General features: G+C 74.5%; 18 protein-coding genes. 10 read left to right on the plus strand and 8 right to left on the minus strand.

What is annotated here, in order from left to right; genetic code table 11:
- Nucleotides 1-88 precede the first annotated feature (88 nt).
- The 4 genes from KIS93_RS53295 to KIS93_RS53310 are packed head-to-tail and all read left to right on the plus strand — an operon-like array spanning nt 89 to nt 5,488.
- Entirely contained in the window at nt 89-2,962 is a 2,874-nt protein-coding gene (locus KIS93_RS53295; protein WP_155126721.1) for a lantibiotic dehydratase, read from the plus strand.
- Nucleotides 2,959-3,927 (plus strand): lantibiotic dehydratase C-terminal domain-containing protein, encoded by a 969-nt coding sequence (locus tag KIS93_RS53300; RefSeq protein WP_186404971.1) that lies wholly within the window; start codon nt 2,959-2,961, stop codon nt 3,925-3,927. Before KIS93_RS53295 ends, KIS93_RS53300 begins: the two co-directional genes overlap by 4 nt.
- 8 nt (nt 3,928-3,935) lie before the next feature.
- Entirely contained in the window at nt 3,936-4,298 is a 363-nt protein-coding gene (locus KIS93_RS53305) for a lantibiotic dehydratase C-terminal domain-containing protein (protein ID WP_222107985.1), read from the plus strand.
- A complete protein-coding gene (locus tag KIS93_RS53310; RefSeq protein WP_186404973.1) occupies nt 4,286-5,488 on the plus strand; it encodes a thiopeptide maturation pyridine synthase in 1,203 nt (400 codons plus the stop codon). Before KIS93_RS53305 ends, KIS93_RS53310 begins: the two co-directional genes overlap by 13 nt.
- A gap of 118 nt (nt 5,489-5,606) precedes the next feature.
- On the opposite strand, the gene KIS93_RS53315 is transcribed toward KIS93_RS53310, so the two are convergent.
- Nucleotides 5,607-6,254 (minus strand): GntR family transcriptional regulator, encoded by a 648-nt coding sequence (locus KIS93_RS53315; RefSeq protein ID WP_155126724.1) that lies wholly within the window; start codon nt 6,252-6,254, stop codon nt 5,607-5,609.
- A gap of 101 nt (nt 6,255-6,355) precedes the next feature.
- Here KIS93_RS53315 and KIS93_RS53320 point away from each other — a divergent pair, with 101 nt between their 5' ends.
- The 3 genes from KIS93_RS53320 to KIS93_RS53330 are packed head-to-tail and all read left to right on the plus strand — an operon-like array spanning nt 6,356 to nt 8,112.
- Nucleotides 6,356-6,937 (plus strand): YbhB/YbcL family Raf kinase inhibitor-like protein, encoded by a 582-nt coding sequence (locus tag KIS93_RS53320; protein ID WP_080037581.1) that lies wholly within the window; start codon nt 6,356-6,358, stop codon nt 6,935-6,937.
- On the plus strand, nt 6,934-7,338 hold the full coding sequence (locus KIS93_RS53325) for a cupin (protein ID WP_080037582.1): 405 nt from the start codon (nt 6,934-6,936) through the stop codon (nt 7,336-7,338). Before KIS93_RS53320 ends, KIS93_RS53325 begins: the two co-directional genes overlap by 4 nt.
- Nucleotides 7,339-7,377: 39 nt before the next feature.
- The gene (locus tag KIS93_RS53330; protein WP_080037583.1) at nt 7,378-8,112 is read left to right on the plus strand and encodes a TetR/AcrR family transcriptional regulator; all 735 of its coding nucleotides are present in this window, start codon (nt 7,378-7,380) and stop codon (nt 8,110-8,112) included.
- 104 nt (nt 8,113-8,216) lie between these two features.
- Here KIS93_RS53330 and KIS93_RS53335 read toward each other — a convergent pair whose 3' ends face one another.
- The 4 genes from KIS93_RS53335 to KIS93_RS53350 form a co-directional block, all read right to left on the minus strand.
- A complete protein-coding gene (locus tag KIS93_RS53335) occupies nt 8,217-9,074 on the minus strand; it encodes an NmrA family NAD(P)-binding protein (RefSeq protein WP_080037584.1) in 858 nt (285 codons plus the stop codon).
- Between the two features lie 70 nt (nt 9,075-9,144).
- On the minus strand, nt 9,145-9,951 hold the full coding sequence (locus tag KIS93_RS53340; RefSeq protein ID WP_080037585.1) for a siderophore-interacting protein: 807 nt from the start codon (nt 9,949-9,951) through the stop codon (nt 9,145-9,147).
- A gap of 13 nt (nt 9,952-9,964) precedes the next feature.
- Nucleotides 9,965-10,873 carry a PDR/VanB family oxidoreductase gene (locus KIS93_RS53345; RefSeq protein ID WP_080037586.1) on the minus strand — a complete coding sequence of 303 codons (909 nt, stop codon included), beginning with the start codon at nt 10,871-10,873 and terminating at the stop codon, nt 9,965-9,967.
- A 15-nt stretch (nt 10,874-10,888) separates the two neighbouring features.
- Complete coding sequence (locus tag KIS93_RS53350; RefSeq protein WP_080037587.1) at nt 10,889-11,533, minus strand: MSMEG_1061 family FMN-dependent PPOX-type flavoprotein; 645 nt, start codon at nt 11,531-11,533, stop codon at nt 10,889-10,891.
- Between the two features lie 70 nt (nt 11,534-11,603).
- Between KIS93_RS53350 and KIS93_RS53355 the strand changes: the two genes are divergently transcribed.
- Nucleotides 11,604-12,218: a TetR/AcrR family transcriptional regulator gene (locus KIS93_RS53355; protein WP_080037588.1), complete on the plus strand. Its 615-nt coding sequence runs from the start codon at nt 11,604-11,606 to the stop codon at nt 12,216-12,218.
- Between the two features lie 10 nt (nt 12,219-12,228).
- Here the strand turns inward: KIS93_RS53355 and KIS93_RS53360 are convergent, their stop codons facing one another.
- The 3 genes from KIS93_RS53360 to KIS93_RS53365 all read right to left on the minus strand — a co-directional run bounded on the left by KIS93_RS53360 (nt 12,229) and on the right by KIS93_RS53365 (nt 14,478).
- The gene (locus KIS93_RS53360) at nt 12,229-13,335 is read right to left on the minus strand and encodes a cytochrome P450 (protein ID WP_246005501.1); all 1,107 of its coding nucleotides are present in this window, start codon (nt 13,333-13,335) and stop codon (nt 12,229-12,231) included.
- On the minus strand, nt 13,323-13,478 hold the full coding sequence (locus KIS93_RS63980; protein ID WP_222107986.1) for a hypothetical protein: 156 nt from the start codon (nt 13,476-13,478) through the stop codon (nt 13,323-13,325). Before KIS93_RS63980 ends, KIS93_RS53360 begins: the two co-directional genes overlap by 13 nt.
- Before the next feature lie 82 nt (nt 13,479-13,560).
- Nucleotides 13,561-14,478, minus strand: a complete 918-nt coding sequence (locus KIS93_RS53365; protein ID WP_080037589.1) for an AraC family transcriptional regulator — start codon at nt 14,476-14,478, stop codon at nt 13,561-13,563.
- Nucleotides 14,479-14,560: 82 nt separating this feature from the next.
- Between KIS93_RS53365 and KIS93_RS53370 the strand changes: the two genes are divergently transcribed.
- Complete coding sequence (locus KIS93_RS53370) at nt 14,561-15,406, plus strand: NAD(P)H-binding protein (protein WP_080037590.1); 846 nt, start codon at nt 14,561-14,563, stop codon at nt 15,404-15,406.
- 99 nt (nt 15,407-15,505) lie between these two features.
- Nucleotides 15,506-16,693, plus strand: a complete 1,188-nt coding sequence (locus KIS93_RS53375) for an RCC1 domain-containing protein (protein WP_186404974.1) — start codon at nt 15,506-15,508, stop codon at nt 16,691-16,693.
- The last annotated feature ends 5 nt before the right edge of the window (nt 16,694-16,698 follow it).

Below are 16,698 nucleotides of genomic sequence, written 5' to 3' on the forward strand. Positions count from 1 at the left end.
CGGCCACCGGGATGACGAGCAGGGTCGAGGGCGCCCGTGCCGTGGGCGCCCTCGGCCCCTGACGAACCCTTCCGAGGAGCGCGTTCCATTGACCCAGGTAGCGCACGTCGTCCCCGTCGCGGGGGACGGTGACCCTGTAAGGCTCGCTGATCCCGATTATGCACTGTCGCCCGTCCTGGCCGTTCGCGTCGCGGGGCTGCCCGTGGCCGGGCTCGAACGGATGCGGTGCACCCGCACGTGGCGGCTCGTGGACGAGCTGACGAACGTCACGTCCCGGCTGCGGCGGGAGGGCGCGGAGCTGTCGGATCCGCTGCACGAGGTGATCGGCGGCGTGGCGGCCGGACCGCTGCGGGCCGGGCTGGTGGCGCTGCGGCGCGCGGTGTTCGCGGGGCGGCGGCCCAGCGGGCGGGCCGCGTCCGCCGAGGTGCTGGCCGCCCTGCCCGCGGACCTGGCCGCCAGGATCGGCGCGTGGACCACCCTGAGGCGGCGCGCCGACGAGCTGCGCGCGGCGCTCCCGGACGTACTGGCGGAGGAGACGCGCGAGAAGACGGCGGTGCTGCGCGCGGCGGTGTCCGACGCCGGGTTCCGGCACGGGCTCGCCCAGGGCAGCGCCGTGCTGGCCGGCCGCCTCGAAGCCTGGCTCGCCGGGCCCGCCGACCGGCCGCCCGACCGTCAGGAGCTGCTGCGGCTGGCCCGCTACCTGGCCAGGGCCAGCGTCAAGACCAGCCCGTACGCCACGTTCACCCTCAGCGGGCTCGGCCGGTGGGACACGGACGGGCCGGCCGTGCGCACGGGCGGCGAGCCGTCCTGGCAGCTCATGGCCGAGCTCGACCGGGCGGTCCTGCGCCCGCTGTGGGCCGTGCTGACCCGGCACCGGCGGGTACGGGAGCGGGCCCGGCTCCGGGTCAACCCGTCCGCCGCCGACGACGGCGACCGCATCTGGTTCCTCAGCCCCGGGCCTGGCGAGCCCCTTTCCTCGGTTCCCGCTACCCCGCAGGTCCGGCAGGCCCTCCACTGGGTACGCCGGCACCCCGACGCCACCCTCGCCGCCGCCCCCGGCATCGAACCCCTGGCCGAGGCGGGGCTCCTGGAATACGTGCCGCCGTACGACGAGCAAGGGCCCGATCCCTTGGGGGAGCTGGCGTCGTGGCTGGCGGCCGACGGCCCGGCCCCGTACACGCTGGCCGTGACCCGCGCCGCCGCAGCCCTGCACGCCTCGAACGGCGCGGACGCGTCCGCAGCCCTGCACGCCTCGAACGGCGCGGACGCGTCCGAAGCCATGTGCGGCCCGGACGGGGCGAACGCGCCCGAACCCCAGCCCAGCCCGAACGGCGCGAATGTGCTCGAACTCCTGCAGATGGAGCCTGGCGACGGCGGGAAGACGACCGAGGCGGCGCCCGACGGCATGGCTGCGGCACCTGGCGGCATTGCCGCGGAACCCTGCGGGATCGCTGGGACGTCGGGCGGCGACCCGGAGACCGCCGAGATCGTCCGGGCGGCGCTGCGGGAGGTGCTGCCGCCTGGGCCGTCCCTGCCCGACAAGAACCTGCTCTGGCACAGCGCCGTCATCCCCGGCGTCGCCGGACGGCTGAACGCCACCGCCTGGCGCGGCGTCTGCGACGACCTCGACGCGTTGCGCGGGCTGCTCGGCCTGTTCGACCCCGACCTGCCCGTCAAGATCGCCGCCGCCGCGTACTTCCTGGACCGGTTCGGCCCCACCAGCCGCCTCCACGCCATGGCCCTGTACCGCGACATCCACAGCGGCACACCGGGCGCGGGCAGCGCGCTGCTGCGCGCCATGCTGCGCGACCCGGTCGCGGGCACCCGCGCCCTTCCGGACACCGACCCGCCCCCCGGCCTGAGACGCCTCACCGAGCTGCGGCGCGGCTTCTGGGAACGCCTCGGCGCAGGCCCCATCCCGAGCGACGTGAGCACGAGCGACCCGATGCCCGGCACAGCCAGCCGCGTGGCCGTGGTGGATCTCACGGCCGCCCGGCTGGCCGACCTGGCGGAGGGCTGGCCGAGCTTCGTCCGTCCGCCCGGCTCCATCTGCTGCTACGTCCAGGCCGTGCCGGACCCCAGCGGCGTGCGCGCCGTCGTCAACTCCGTCTCCGCCGGGTACGGTCGCGGCCTGTCGCGGCTGCACCGGCTGGTCACGCTGGCCGGCGGCGAGGCGCCGCCCGTCGCGGACCTGCGGGCGGCGCAGGGCGAGGTCATGGTGGCCGAGTGCCGGGGTCTCGTCGGCGGCGGGCTCAACGTCCGGCCCGCCACGGCCGACGTCGCCCTCGACCACCCCTTCACCGCCCCCGACTCGCACCTCCCACCGGTCACCCCGGCGGAGCTCACCGTCGCCTACGACCGGGAACACGACCGCCTGACCCTGCTCGACCGCGCGGGCCGCCCGGTACGGCCCGTGCACCTGGGCATGACCGCCCAGTACTGGTTGCCGCCGTGGCTGCAGTTCCTGGTGCGGGTGTTCGGGGAGCCGTCCACGGCGATGGTGCCCGGCTGGGTGTTCCGCACCCGCGGCGAGCCGCCCGCCGAGGGCGCGGTGGAGCGCTGGCCCCGCATGGACATCGGACGGGTGACGGTCGCACGGGCGGCCTGGCGGCTGCGGGCCGGGGCGTTCCCGGTGCCGGCCAAGGGGGAGAGCGAGGCCGCCTACCTGCCCCGGCTGGCCGAATGGCTGTCCCGGCACGGGATGCCGCGCCGCTTCTTCGCCCGGGTCGTGGACCTGGGACAGGGCCTGCTGGCGGGCCTGCTGAGCAAGGACCGCAAGCCCATGTACGTGGACGTCACCGACCCCCTGCTGCTGACCGGCTTCGTACGCACGCTCCGCGACCCGGCCGCCCTGCTGGTCCTCGAGGAGGCCCTGCCCGACCCCTCCCAGGCCCCCCTGTACGGCACCGACGCCCGCGTCACCGAGTACGTCATCCAGCTCTCCACCAGGCCGACATCATGACGGCGACCCCCACGCACCCGAGCGACGCCGAGCACCACCGCCCCGACGCAGCCGCCGCCAAGCCCGACGCCCGGCCTCGCCGGCCGGATGCCGCATCTGACGGTGCCCGGCCCCACCGGCCGGACGGCGCGCCCGGCGCCGTCCCGCCTCTCCGGTCGGGTGGCGCTCCTGACGTTGCCCGGCTGGACGCTGAGAACCGGTGGGTCAGCGCGCACCTGTTCCACTTCGGCGACCTCGACCCGCTGATCACCGGCGTGGTGGACCCGGTGACGCGGGAGCTGGTGGCCGACGGCACGATCCGCCGCGCCTTCTTCCTGCGCTACTGGGAGGGCGGCCAGCACGTACGCCTGCGCCTGGAAGTGCCCGACCCCGCACGGCAGCAGTGCGTCCGCGACCTGGTACGCGAGCGGGCGGCGGCCCACTTCGCCGGCCACCCGTCCCCGGAGGTGGACCCGGCGGCCTACCGGGCCTTCGCCGCCGCCATGGCCCGGGGCGAGCGCCGCGCCGACTACGACGAGCGGCTGCACCCGCCCGGCACGGTGGCGTTCATCGGCTACCGGCCCGAGTACGAGGCGTACGGCGACGCCGCCTGCGTGGCCGCCGCCGAACGCCACTTCGCCGTGTCGAGCCGCCTCGCCCTCGACGTGCTGGGCGCCGGCACGGACATGGGCCGCCGCACGGCGATCGGGCTGGCCGCGCTCACCATGGCGATCGCCGCCTGCGAGCCCGACCTCCCCTCCGCCGCCCACCGCCTCGCCACCGCCACCCGCGCCTTCGACCCCCTCCCACCACCCACCCTCCGGCCACGGATGCTCGTGCCCCCGTCACACCGCCGATCGGGGCAGTGCCTTTCGGGACCCCGGCTGAGGCGGCGCCTCCCGGGCCGATGCCCGGCATCCGTTCGGAAGTGGTGTCTTCCGGCACCGGCCCCCGCACCCTGGCTGAGGCGGCGTTTTCCGGGGTGACCGCTGCCATGGAGGAGGACTGGCGGCGGCGTGAGAAGGCGTTGCTCGCGCAGACCAGAAGGCTGTGGGACGCGCCGGAGTCCGCCGGCGGGTTGCTGGCCGCGTGGGCGTCGTCGCTCCGTGCCCTGCGCGACGACCTCGACGCCCTGCACGCCGAGGGCCGCTGTGCTCCTCGCGACTCGGGCTCGCCGCACGCGCTGCTCGCGCTGGCCGCGCCGCCCGAGCGGCGCACCGTGTCGCTGATCCTGATGCGGTGCGTCCACCTGTTCCACAACCGGCTGGGGCTGCGTGCCGGAGCCGAGCAGCACACGACGTTCCTGGCGGGCCGCGCCGTCGCCGGCCTCGCCGACCCCAGGAGGTGGTCCCCCTGACCCGCTCGCCCGCGTCCGAGGCCCCGGCGTGCTCGCCCGCGCCCGACACCCCTGCCTGGCACTGCGTGCACGTCTACTACCACGCGCCCGACAAGGACGCCCTGCTGCTGGACGCCGTGCGGCCGCTGCTCGACGGTCTGCGGGGCGAGGTCGCGGCGGCGTACGTGCTGCGGCACTGGAGGCAGGGCCCGCACCTGCGGATCAACGTCAAGGCGGCGCCGGCCGTGTGGGAGCGGGTGGTGCGCCCGCGGGTGGACGAGGTCGTCGGCGGGTACCTGCGTGAGCATCCCTCGAGGGCCGCGCTCGACCCGGACGAGAGCCTGCCCCGGCATCGCCTGCTCGCCATGCGGGAGCAGGAGCGCGGGCCGCTCACGCCGTGGCCGCCGGACAACTCCATCCGCGACGCGCCGTACGACTCCCGCCGGCACGTCCTCGGCACCGACGAGGAGGCGGACCTGCTGGCCGCGTTCTACGTGGACGCCAATCCGCTGCTGTTCGACATGCTGGAGCACGTGCGGGCGGGGCGCGACGGCAAGACCGGGCTGGCGCTGAGTCTCATGCTGACCATCGCGCACACCTCGCAGCGCATCGACCGCAGCTACCTGTCGTTCCGGATGCACGCGGAGGGGTACCTCACGTGGGCGGCCGACCCGGGCGCCGCCCGGGCGTCCTTCGAGCGCACGTTCCGCGAGCGGCGCGCGGCGCTGACGCGGCGGGTCCGGGACGTCGTCGCCTGCCTCGACGACGCCGGTGCCCCGCCTGTGCCGTTCGTACGGGAGTGGGCGGCGCTGCTGGAGCGGTACCGGCCGGAGATCGCGGCGATGATGGAGGACGGGCGGCTGGTCCAGCCGACGATCGAGCCGGGTGAGGCGTTCGCGGCCCGGCCCGGGGAGCCGCGCGCGCCGCAGCGTGAGCCGAGCGAGTTGCAACGCCTCGTCTTCGACAACCCCGCCTACCACGAGGCGATCTTCAGCAGCCCGGCCTTCCGGCGGTACCGGGTGCTGCTCAACTACACGTATCTGCATCTGACGCGGCTCGGGCTGACCCCGCTCGACCGGTTCAGGACGTGCCACCTGCTGGCGGACGCGGTGGAGGAGGTCTACGGCCTGTCGGGGCTGGACTCGCTGCGCCGCTTCGCCTCGGCCGGGGCCGGAGCGACGGCCGATGGGGGCACCCAGCCCGTGACGTGATCCCCGCGAGGGCATGAGCCGCGCCGCCGGGCGTCTCAGGGCAGACGGTCATGCCGACGGCGGGCAGTGTCAGGGGCGGGTCGTCAGGGGTGGGTGGTCGGGGGTCGGGGGTCGGTGGTCAGGGGCAGGCGATCAGGCCGGCGGCGGTGAGGGTCAGGTGCCGGGCCAGGACCTCGGCGGCGGTGTCGGCGTCGCGGGCCAGGGCCACCTCCTCCAGGCGGCGGTGCTCCGCCAGCCCGTCCCGCTCCGGCGTGCGCTGGGCCGACCAGCGGCGGGCGAGCTCGCTGGCCGTCCACAAGCGGTCGAACGTGTCCAGCAGGACGGGGTTGCCGCATCCGTCCAGCAGGGTGCGGTGGAAGACGCGGTGTGCCTCCGACCAGGCGCTGCTGTAGTACTCGCCTTCCTCCGGCACGTACGCGGGGGTGCGGGCGAGGCGGTGGTGGGTGGCGCGGACGCGGGCCTCCCAGTCGAGGTCGCCACGCTCAATGGCCAGGCGCAGCATGGCGGGCTCGATCGTGCGGCGGGCCTCGGCGATCTCCTGCCAGCGCCGGTCGGAGAAGTGGGGGACGGCGAAGCCGCGGTTCGGCAGCCGGACCGCGATGCCCTCGCCGACCAGCCGCACCAGGGCTTCGCGTACGACGGCGAGGCTGACCTGGTGCTGCTGGGCCAGCTCCTGGGGCTTGAGCGCGGCGCCGGGGGCGTACTCGCCTCTCATGATCGCCTCTTGGAGGCGGGCGTGGACACGCTCGGAGAGCATCTGCGTCATGCCACCATCATAGACGATTTGCCAAATAATCGATTATTTGTGTTATCGTCGATCGTGCCGCGATCGAGGCGGCATCCCCACTTCCGTAGAGGAACGACACGATGAGCTTGAACAACCCCTTCGCCCGCCTCCCCGAGGTGCCCTCCTTCACCGTCACCAGCGCCACGCTGGCCGACGGCGAGCCCTGGCCCGCCGCGCAGCTGTCCGCCGCTCTCCCGGGCGGCGGGGACGTCTCCCCGCACCTGTCCTGGAGCGGCGCGCCCGAGGGCACGAAGAGCTACGCCGTGACGGTGTACGACCCGGACGCGCCGACGGGCTCCGGGTTCTGGCACTGGGCCGTGGCCGACATCCCGGCCGGCGTCACCGAGCTGCCCGAGGGCGCCGGCGACGACACGGGGTCCGGCCTCCCCGCCGGCGCCTACCAACTGCCGAACGACGCCCGCCTGCCCCGCTACATCGGCGCCGCCCCGCCGGCCGGGCACGGCCCGCACCGCTACTTCGTCGTGGTGCACGCCCTCGACGTCGAGCACATCGGCGTCCCGGCCGACGCCACCCCCGCCTATCTCGGCTTCACCATCTCCGGCCACGTCCTGGCCCGAGCGGTCCTGACGGCCACCGCGGAAACCGCCCCCGCGGAGACCGCCCCCGCAGAAGCCGCGACCGCCACCGCTGGAGCCTCATGACGGTCACCCCGATCGAGCTGTTCGACGCCGGCATCCACCTGCGCCAAGGCGGCCGCATCCACGCCGGCAAGGCCCCCATGGATCCGGGCCGTGACGGCTGGCAGCTGACGGCGTTCCACGCCAAGACCGGTGCCGACGTGCACGCCGACCACTGGCAGGTGAACACCGAGGCCGAGGAGGTCGTCTCCTGCATCATCGGCAAGATCCGCCTCTACCTGTGCCCCGAACGTCCGGGAGGCCAGGAGGAGGAGATCAGGCTGACGGCCGGCACCGCCGCGATCGTCCCGCGCGGCCGGTGGCGCCGGATCCAGCTCGACATCCCCAGCACGATCATGACGATCACCCTCACGGGCGGCGCACGGCTGGAGGAACGCGCCGGCCGCTCCGCGAAGGATCGGTGATACTCACATCGATACGACCAGGCCGGTATCATCGCCCTCATGGCCAGGAGAACGAAGGCGGGCACCCCCGCCCCGGAGGGGCCCGCCGGCGGGCGGGAGCTGACCCGTCAGCGGGTGATCGAGGCCGCGGCCGACCTCCTGGCGCGCGAGGGGCGCGAGGCGGTCACCACCCGCGCGGTCGCGGCGGCGGCCGGGGTGCAGCCCCCCGCGATCTACCGCCACTTCGACGACATGGACGGGCTGCTCGACGCCGTGGCCGAGCACGGCTACGCCAGGTTCCTGGAGGCCAAGCGCGCCTTCCCCACCCCCGAAGACCCGGTGGAGGACCTGCGGGCGGGGTGGGACCTCGCGGTCGAGTTCGGGCTGGCCAACCCGGCGCTCTACGCGATGATGTACGGCGAGCCCCGGCGCGGCACGAGCTCGGCCGCGTTCAGGACCGGCATGGAGATCCTCCACGGGCGGATCCGCCGCCTGGCCGCCGCCGGCCGGCTGCGCGTGGACGAGCAGCTGGCCGCCGCCCTGATCCACGCCACGGCCCGCGGCGCGGTGCTCACTTGGCTGTCGCTGCCCGCGGACCGCCGCGACCCGGCCCTGCTGAGCACCATGCGCGAGTCCATGGTCACCGCCGTCACGACCGAACGCCCCGCCGTCCGGGAGCCGGGCCCGGCGGGTGCCGCCCGGGCCCTGCGGGCGGCGCTGCCCCAGCAGACCGTGCTCAGCGAGGCCGAGCAGCGGCTCCTCGGCGAATGGCTCGACCGCCTGGCCGCCGGCTGACGGCCGGGCCCGCCGCCCCCTGAGGCCGGATGCTCGCGCAGGCCGCTGCCGCCGGGCCGGCGGTCTCGCGCACGTCCGCATAAGCCCCCGCAAAGCACCCGTCGTCACGTCAGGTGCTTGCGCAGGGCGCTCTCCAGGGAGATGGGCTCGCGGCCGAGCAACGTGCCCAGCGCCGGATCGACGGCGGCGAACTCCCCGGCGCGTGCGGCCAGGAAGATGTCGATCAGGTGCCGCGCGTACTCGGCGGGCACCCCGTGCTCCGTCAGCTGCTCCTGGAACCGGTCGTCGGGTACGGCGACCCGGGTGACGGCCCGCCCGGTCACCTCGCCGGCGACCCGGGCGAGGTCGTCGAAGGTGAACGCCCGCCCCGCCGTGAGCGGGGGAGTGGGCCCGTCGAAGCGCCCCTCGTCGGCCAGGACGGCGGCGGCCGCCTCGGCGAGGTCCTCGTGGAAGGTCCAGCTCACCGGCCCGTCGGCGGGCAGCGCGAGCTGGTCGCCGTGCCTGCCCTGGTCGAAGAACCGCAGCGCGCTGGCCGCGTAGAACCCGTTGCGCAGCGCGGTGTACGGCACGCCGCACCCGCGCAGCGCCTCCTCGGTGGCGGCGTGGTCCCGGCACGCCTGGAAGTGCGAGGAGGCGCTCGCGCCCATGTGGCTGGTGTAGAGGACGCGGCGGGCGCCCGCCGCCACGGCCGCGTCGATCGCGGCGCGGTGCTGCCCCACGGCGTCGGCGCCGAACCGGTCGATCGAGACGACCAGCACCTGGGTGGCGCCCTCGAAGGCGTGGGCGAGCGTGGCGGGGTCGGCGAAGTCGCCGCGCCGCACGCGCACGCCCTGGTCGGCGAACGCCCGCGCCTTGCCGGGGTCGCGCACGCTGACGCCGATCCGGTCAGCGGGAACGCGGGTGAGCAGCCGCTCGACGATCTGGCGCCCGAGCTGTCCGGTGGCGCCGGTCACGATGATCATGTACGTACTCCCATGCGTTGGAAACGCACCAAGAGTATCACTGGAAATATCAATGGAAACAGCAAGAGAGTTACATTGATATCGCCCTGCCGTGCCGCCAGTAGCCGAAGAACGCGACGTCCCCCTTGGCCGCGCCCCGCTCGGTCACCAGATGCCGGCGCAGCCCGGTCGCCAGGCGGGACTCACCGGCGACCCACGTGTAGAACCGCCCCTCGGGCAGAGAGGCCCGCTTGACGGTCTCCAGGGCCAGCGCGCCCGGGGTGGCGCCGGAGCCGTCCCGGGCCAACCAGTGGATCCGCACCCCCTCCGGCGCGGTCACGTCCGTGCGGATGTCCGCGCTCGACGGCACCTCCAGGAAGACCTCGGCGACGAGCGAGGCCGGCGCGCTGTCGAGGATCGCCAGGATGGCGGGCAGCGCGCTCTCGTCCCCGGCGAGCAGGTGCCAGGCGGCGCCGGCCGGCGGCAGGTAGGAGATGCCCATGTCGAAGATGCCCGCCGGGTCGCCGGGACGGGCCCGCTGCGCCCACGCCGAGGCCGGGCTCTCGTCGCCGTGCAGGGCGAACTCGATGTCCACCTCGTTCGCCTCCGGCCGGGCCCGCCGGATCGTGTAGTTGCGCACCCACGGGCGGCGCGACTTCGGCTGCAGGAGCACCTGCGCCATCCACGCCTCGTTCGACAGGGTCGGCATCGTGAGCCCCGGTTGCCCGTCGCGGGGGAAGAACAGCCGTACGGTCTGGTCGAAGCCCGTCGGGCGCAGCCGCTCCAGCTGGGGGCCGCCGAGGGTGACGGTGGTGAAGTGGGGGCTCAGTCGGGTGTTCCTGACGACCTCCAAAGTGATCATGTGCCGGGATTCGGGCATGCGTACCTTCGGCAGCACCGGAAAACGCTCCTTAGAGGTCGAGGACGAGGCGGGCCGAGCGCGAGCGGGACACGCACGCGTACATGCGGCCCGGCGCGGCGCCCACGTCGTCGCGGTGCTCGGGTTCGCCCTCCAGGACGGTCACCTCGCAACTGCCGCAGACCCCCTCCCGGCACCCGGCGGGCACGGGCAGGCCGGCGTGGGTCAGGGCGTTCAGCAGCGACTCGCCGGCGGGCACCGGCACGGTCCGTCCCGACCGGGCGCACACGACGTCGAACGCGGTGTCCGGGGCGAACGTCCTGGGCCGCGGGCGGAACCGCTCGACGTGCAGCCGTTCGGCGGGGAAGACCGCCTCGCAGGCGTCCAGCAGGGAAGTGGGGCCGCAGCAGTACACGACGGTCTCCGGCGCCAGCCCGGCGGCGAGCGCGGCGAGGTCGGGGCGGCCGTCGTGCCCGGTGGCCACGACCGTCACCCGGTCGCCGTAGGCGGCGCGCAGCTCGCCGGCGAACGGCATGGACGCGTACGTGTGCCCCGCGTACACCAGCGAGCAGGACGCGCCCGCGTCGGCGGCGGCCCGCAGCATCGGCAGGATGGCGGTGATGCCGATCCCGCCCGCGAGGAAGAGGTAGGAGGGGGCGGGGACGAGCGGGAAGGTGTTGCGCGGCAGCGACACCTCCAGCGTGCGGCCCGGCCGCAGGTAGCGGTGGATGTAGTCGGAGCCGCCCCGGCTGAGCCGTTCGTGGCGCACCGCGATCCGGTAGCGCTCGCGGTCGCGCGGATCGCCGCACAGGGAGTACTGCCTGGTCAGCCAGTTGGGCAGGGCGAGGTCGACGTGCGCGCCCGGCTCCCAGGGGGCCAGCGGGCCGTGCGCGCCGCGCAGGGTGAGGGCGACGACGTCCTCGGCGGGACGGTCGATGCGGTCGAGGATGGTGAGCTGCATGGTCGTCCGTCCCTGTCAGTACAGCTGCCGGTAGCCCTCTTCGAGGCGTGCCTCGAGGAGCCGCGGATCGATGTCCATCCCGAACTGCGCGGCCGCCACCTCGCCGAGCGACGGCAGCTCGTCGGCGAGCGCCTGGCTGGCCGGGTCCCACAGGCGGGAGCGGATGAGCGCCCGGCCGCAGTGGAAGTAGACCTCCTCGACCTCCACGGCGATGGCCAGCTCCGGCTCCCGCGCCTCGGTCTGCATGCGAACGAGCACGTCGGGCTCGTCGGTGGCGTACGCGCGGCCGTTGACGCGCAGGGTCTCCCGCGAGCCGGGGACGAAGAACAGCAGCCCGATCCCGTCGTTCTCGGCGAGGTTGCGGAAGGAGTCGGCGATCCGGTTGCCGGGCCGGTCGGGGATGGCGAGCAGGTGCTCTCCGAGAACCTTCACGAAGCCGGGGTAGTCGCCGCGGGGCGAGCAGTCGGCCCGGCCGGACGCGTCGGCGGTCGCCATCGTCAGGAAGGGTGAGTGGGCGATGAAGCGGCGGGAGTGCTCGTCGATGTGGTCCTGGATCTTGCTCTTGATCATCGCGTCGGGCTCGCCGAGCCGGTCGCGGACCTGTTCGATGGACACCCGGCGCGGCCGCCGCTCGATGAGTGGCGCATTTTGCCTGGTCATGGCACCATTATGAGCAATCATTCAGTTCTTGCGCTACTCGCTTTCGGCGCTCTTCCGCAGGAGGTCAGCGGTGTCGAGGGACCCACGGCTTCACCCGCGCAAACAGCCGCGCCAGGTCCGCGCCGAGCTCACGCGCCGGCGCATCCTGGAGGCGGCTGCTCAGGTTTTCACCGAGTACGGCTACGCCGCCGGCACCACCAACCGCATCGCCGAGTACGCGGGCGTGTCGATCGGATCGCTGTACCAGTACTACCCGAACAAGGACGCGATCCTGCTGGAGCTGATGCTCGCCCACCTCGACAGCGGCGAGGAAGAGGCCACCCGCCGCCAGACGGGGGAGCTGCCGGGCACGGCCGAGGGCCTCATGCGCCTGTTCGTGCAGGCCGCCATCGCCAACCACCTGGAGGACCCGCGGCTGCTGCGCGTCATGGTCGAGCAGGCGCCGCGCTCCCCGGAGCTGCTGCAGCGCGTCTACCAGTTCAAGAACGAGCGCAACGCCCACACCCGCGACCTGCTGCGCCGCTACCGGGAGGTGCGGGTGTCGGACCTCGAGACGGCCGCCCGGATCATCAACGCCACGATCGAGCTGGTCGTCCACCAGGTCGTGGCCGAGCACGAGCCCATCGACCTGCAACGCCTGGAGGACGAGCTCGTCGCGATGTTCACCCGCTACCTGACGGCCTGAACGGCGGGGCTCACGCCCAGGTGACCGGCAGCGAGTGCACCCCGAAGATCAGCATCTCGTCGCGCACCGGCACCTGCGCGGCCGGCACCGCCAGGCGCAGGCCCGGCAGGCGGGTGATCAGCTCGCCCAGCCCGATGCGCAGCTCGATCCGGGCGAGCTGCTGCCCGAGGCACTGGTGCACGCCGTGCCCGAAGGCCAGGTGCGGCGTGCGCGGGCGGCGCAGGTCGAGCATGTCGGGGTCGGGCCAGTGGCGCGGGTCCCTGTTGACCTCGGGCGTGGCGATCACCACGGTCGCGCCGGCCGGCAGGTCCACGCCGCCCAGCGTCACCGGCTCCTTGGCGACCCGGCTGACCCCGAGCTGGATGATCGACAGGAACCGCAGCAGCTCTTCCACCGCGTCGCCGATCAGCTCCGGCTCCGCGCGCAGGGCCGCGAGCTGGTCGGGGTGCTCCAGCAGCGCGAACGTCCCGAGGCCCAGCATGTTCGCCGTGGTCTCGTGGCCGGCGGTGAGCAGGAGCAGGGCGACGTCCACGAGCTGCGCGTCCGTCAGCGGCGGGTCGGCGTCGTGGACGAGCCCGGACAACAGGTCGCCGGCCGGGTTCGCGCGCTTGGCCGCCACGAGCCGCGCCATGAACGCGTGCAGCCCGGCGCGGGCCGCCGCCTGCTCCCGCATGGTCGCGCTCGCGCTCAGCCCGACCGCCGTCCGCTCCTGGAACTCCGCGCGGTCGGCGTAGGGGACGCCCAGCAGCTCGCAGATGACCAGCGACGGCAGCGGCAGCGCGAACGCCGGCACCAGGTCGGCCGTCCGGGTGCCGGCCGCCTGCATCGCCTCGACGTGCTCGACCGCGATCTGCCTGACCCGCGTCTCCAGCTCCCGCATCCGCCGCACCGTGAACTGCCCCGTCAGCACCCGCCGCAGCCGGGTGTGCTCGGGCGGGTCCATGAAGACGAAGGCCCCGTCGGTGCGCTCCCCCTCGGGCGGGGCCTGCGGCGGCCGGAGCGAGGTGGCGTCCCGGTGCCGCAGCTTGTCGGCGCTGAACCGGGGATCGGCCAGCACCGTACGGGCCTCATCGAACCCCGTCACCAGCCAGGCCCGCGCGCCGTTCAGCAGCTCCACCTCCCGGACCGGGCCGTGCCCCGCAGGCCGGGCGGCGGGGAGAACGGGTCGCGCCCGCGCTCCACCAGGTCCGCCGGCAGGATCCGCCGCATCGTGGCGGTGCTCACGCCCGCGGGCTGCTCGGTCAGGCTGTCGTCGGTCATCGGCGTCCCGTTCTCAATAGGGTACGTTCGCGTATCTAACGGAGGACACCGTAGATCACCGAAATAAGATACGCAAGCGGATCTAAACGGCGCGGCGGTGATCAGTGGGGCGGACGCCGCGCAGCCGCTTGAACGCCACGCTCAGCGCGAACGCGTTCGCGTACCCGACCCTGCGCGCGATCGCGGCCACCGTGAGGTCGGTCTCCCGCAGCAGGTCCGCGGCCAGGGCGACGCGCCAGCCCGCCAGGTACGCCATGGGCGGCTCGCCGACGAGCGCGGTGAACCGCCGGGCCAGCGCCGCCCGCGACACCCCGGCCTTGGCCGCCAGCTCCGCCACCGTCCACGGATGGGCGGGCGCGTCGTGCAGCAGCCGCAGCGCGGCGCCCGCGACCGGGTCGTCCAGCGCCCGGCACCAGCCGGGGACGCTCGCGTCCCGGCTGGCGAACCAGGCACGCAGCGCGGAGACCAGCATCAGGTCCAGCAGGCGGTCCAGCACGAGCTGCTGCCCCGGCCGGTCGCGGGCGATCTCCTCCGCGACGACCCCCGCCGAGGGGAACGGGCCCGCCTCGGCCGGCACCACCAGCACCGGCGGAAGGGCGCGCAGCAGCCGCTCGCTGAGCTCGCCCCGGCGCTCGAACGTCCCGCTGACCAGCACGGCACCCTCGTCGCCCGGGGCGTCGCAGGTGAGGGTGGCGGCGCGCTCGACGCCTCCCGCGCCCGGGCAGTAGTCGGCGGCGGTCACCTCCAGGGCGGGCGCGGTCGCCGGGTCGTCGGCCACCGTGTAGGGCGCGTCGCCCCGGACGACCGCGATGTCACCGGCCGCGAGGCGTACCGGCTCGTGGCCGTCGGCGACCACCCACGCGTGGCCGCGCAGCATCGTGGCCAGCGTCAGCGGGGCGCCGCTCGCCATCCGCAGCGCCCACGGCGGGCGGATGACCGCCCGCCGGAAGACGGCGCCGCGCGCCCGCACCTCCGCCAGCAGCTCCGACACGGCATCCACGACCGCCAGCCTAGACGCTGAGACATCGACATGAGGCTTCCAGCCATGGAACGTCTCAGCCCCGGCCGGTTGACTGGGCGCCATGTCTGAGCAACCGATTCTCGTCACCGGAGCGACCGGCAAGACCGGCCGCCGCGTCGTACGCCGCCTGCGCGCCCAAGGACTGCCGGTCCGGGCGGCCGCCCGCGGCGGCGAGCACGCCTTCGACTGGGCCGACCCCGGCACCTGGGACGCCGCCCTGCGCGGCGTGCGGGCCGCCTACATCGTGCAGGTGGACGGCACGAAGCTGGTGCGCCCGTTCGTCGAGCGGGCCGCCCGGCACGGGGTGCGGCGCGTCGTCCTGGCCTCGGGACGCGGCATCGACCTGCCCGGCTACGCCAACGACCGCGACGGCGTCCTGGAGGGCCTGCTCGACAGCGAGGCCGCCGTGCGGGAGAGCGGCCTGGAGTGGACGATCACCAGGCCGGGCTGGTTCGCGCAGAACTTCAGCGAGGGCTTCTTCGCCGACGCCGTCCGCGCCGGCGAGCTGCGGCTCCCGGCCGGCGACGGGGCCGCCAGCTTCGTCGACGCCGAGGACATCGCCGCCGTCGTCGCCGCCGCGCTGACCGGGGACGGGCACGCGGGCCAGGTCTACGAGCTGTCCGGCCCCGAGGCGGTGACCCTGACCGAGGCGGCCGCCACCATCTCCGAGGCCACCGGCCGAAAGCTCCGGTACGTGCCGATCTCCCCCCGGGAGTACGTCGCGGAGCTCGTCCAGCAGGGCTGGCCGGCCGCGGACGCGGCGGCGTTCGCGGACGTCATCGAGCCGCTCAGGAACGGCACGGACGCCTACGTCTCCGACGGGGTGCCGCGCGCGCTCGGCCGCCCCGCGAGGACGTTCGCCGCGTTCGCCAAGGCCACCGCGGCCGAGGGCGGCTGGCCCGCCTAGGCCGCCGGGGCAGGCCGGAACGCATGGAACGGGATGGAACGCCCCTTGGTCCGAGGCGCCGTCGTCCGAGGACGGCGCTCGTTCACGAAAGGGACACTCATGCCACCATCCCACGGACTCGCCCGGCGATTACGAGCGGCACTGGCCGCCGTCGCCGTCGTGGCGGGCCTGACGGCCGCCGCCCCGGCCGCGCACGCCGCCGCGCCGGCCACCCATGCCATCGCCTGGGGCAAGGGCGGCTTCGGCCAGCTCGGCGACGGCGGCTACGCTGACCAGCACCTCCCCGTCAAGGTCCGCGGCGAGGAGGCGGGCTTCACCGAGGTCGCGGGCAGCCTCACCCACTCGCTGGCCATCGCCGCCGACGGCACGGTGTGGGCCTGGGGCCAGAACAACAACGGCCAGCTCGGCGACGGCACCCACACCGACAGCAACGTGCCGGTCAAGGTGCCGGGCCTGTCCGGCATCGCCGAAGTCGCGGCCGGCTGGGGCTTCAGCCTGGCCAGGAGCGCCGACGGTCACGTGTGGGCGTGGGGGACGAACTACGCCGGGCAGCTCGGGCTGGGCACGTTCGGCGGCTCGTACGCCACCCCGCAACCCCTCCCCGAGCTGCGGAACATCACCCACATCGAGGCCGGCTGGTTCCACAGCATGGCCCTGCGCAACCACTTCACCGTGCTCGTCTGGGGGGACAACGCGCGCGGCCAGCTCGGCGACGGCACCGGCGTGGCCAAGGCCGCCCCGATCGAGCTGACCGGCCTCGGGGGCGAGAGCGGGCCGGTCTTCGACATCGCCGCCGGCTTCTACCACTCGCTGGCCGTGCGCGGCGACGGCACCCTGCTCTCCTGGGGGGCCAACAACTCCGGCCAGCTCGGCAACGGCACCACCTCCGTCACCGCGTCGTACAGCCCGGTGCCCGTCATCGGCCGGTACGGCCAGGTGCGGGCGCTGGCGGCCGGATGCCAGCAGAGCTACCTGGTGGACGGCTCCGGCCAGGTGTGGGGCTGGGGCGACAACACCCACGCCCAGGTGGCGCACACCGGCACGGTCGTCAAGCAACCGCAGCCCATCCCTGGCCTGTCCGACGCCAGGGACGTGGCGGCGGGCTGCGCCTTCGGGCTGGCGCTCACCTCGTCCGGCAAGGGGTACGGCTGGGGCCAGTACACCTCCGGCCAGACCGGGACCGGCGTGCCCGTGCCGATGCCGGTGTTCCCCGTCGTGTGGGACACCGGCTTGACGTTCATCGCCGCCGGAGGCGACCACGGCCTGGCCGTCCGGCAACTGAACTGAGAACC

The organism is [Actinomadura] parvosata subsp. kistnae (assembly GCF_900323885.1).
Taxonomy (GTDB): Bacteria; Actinomycetota; Actinomycetes; order Streptosporangiales; family Streptosporangiaceae; genus Nonomuraea; species Nonomuraea composti.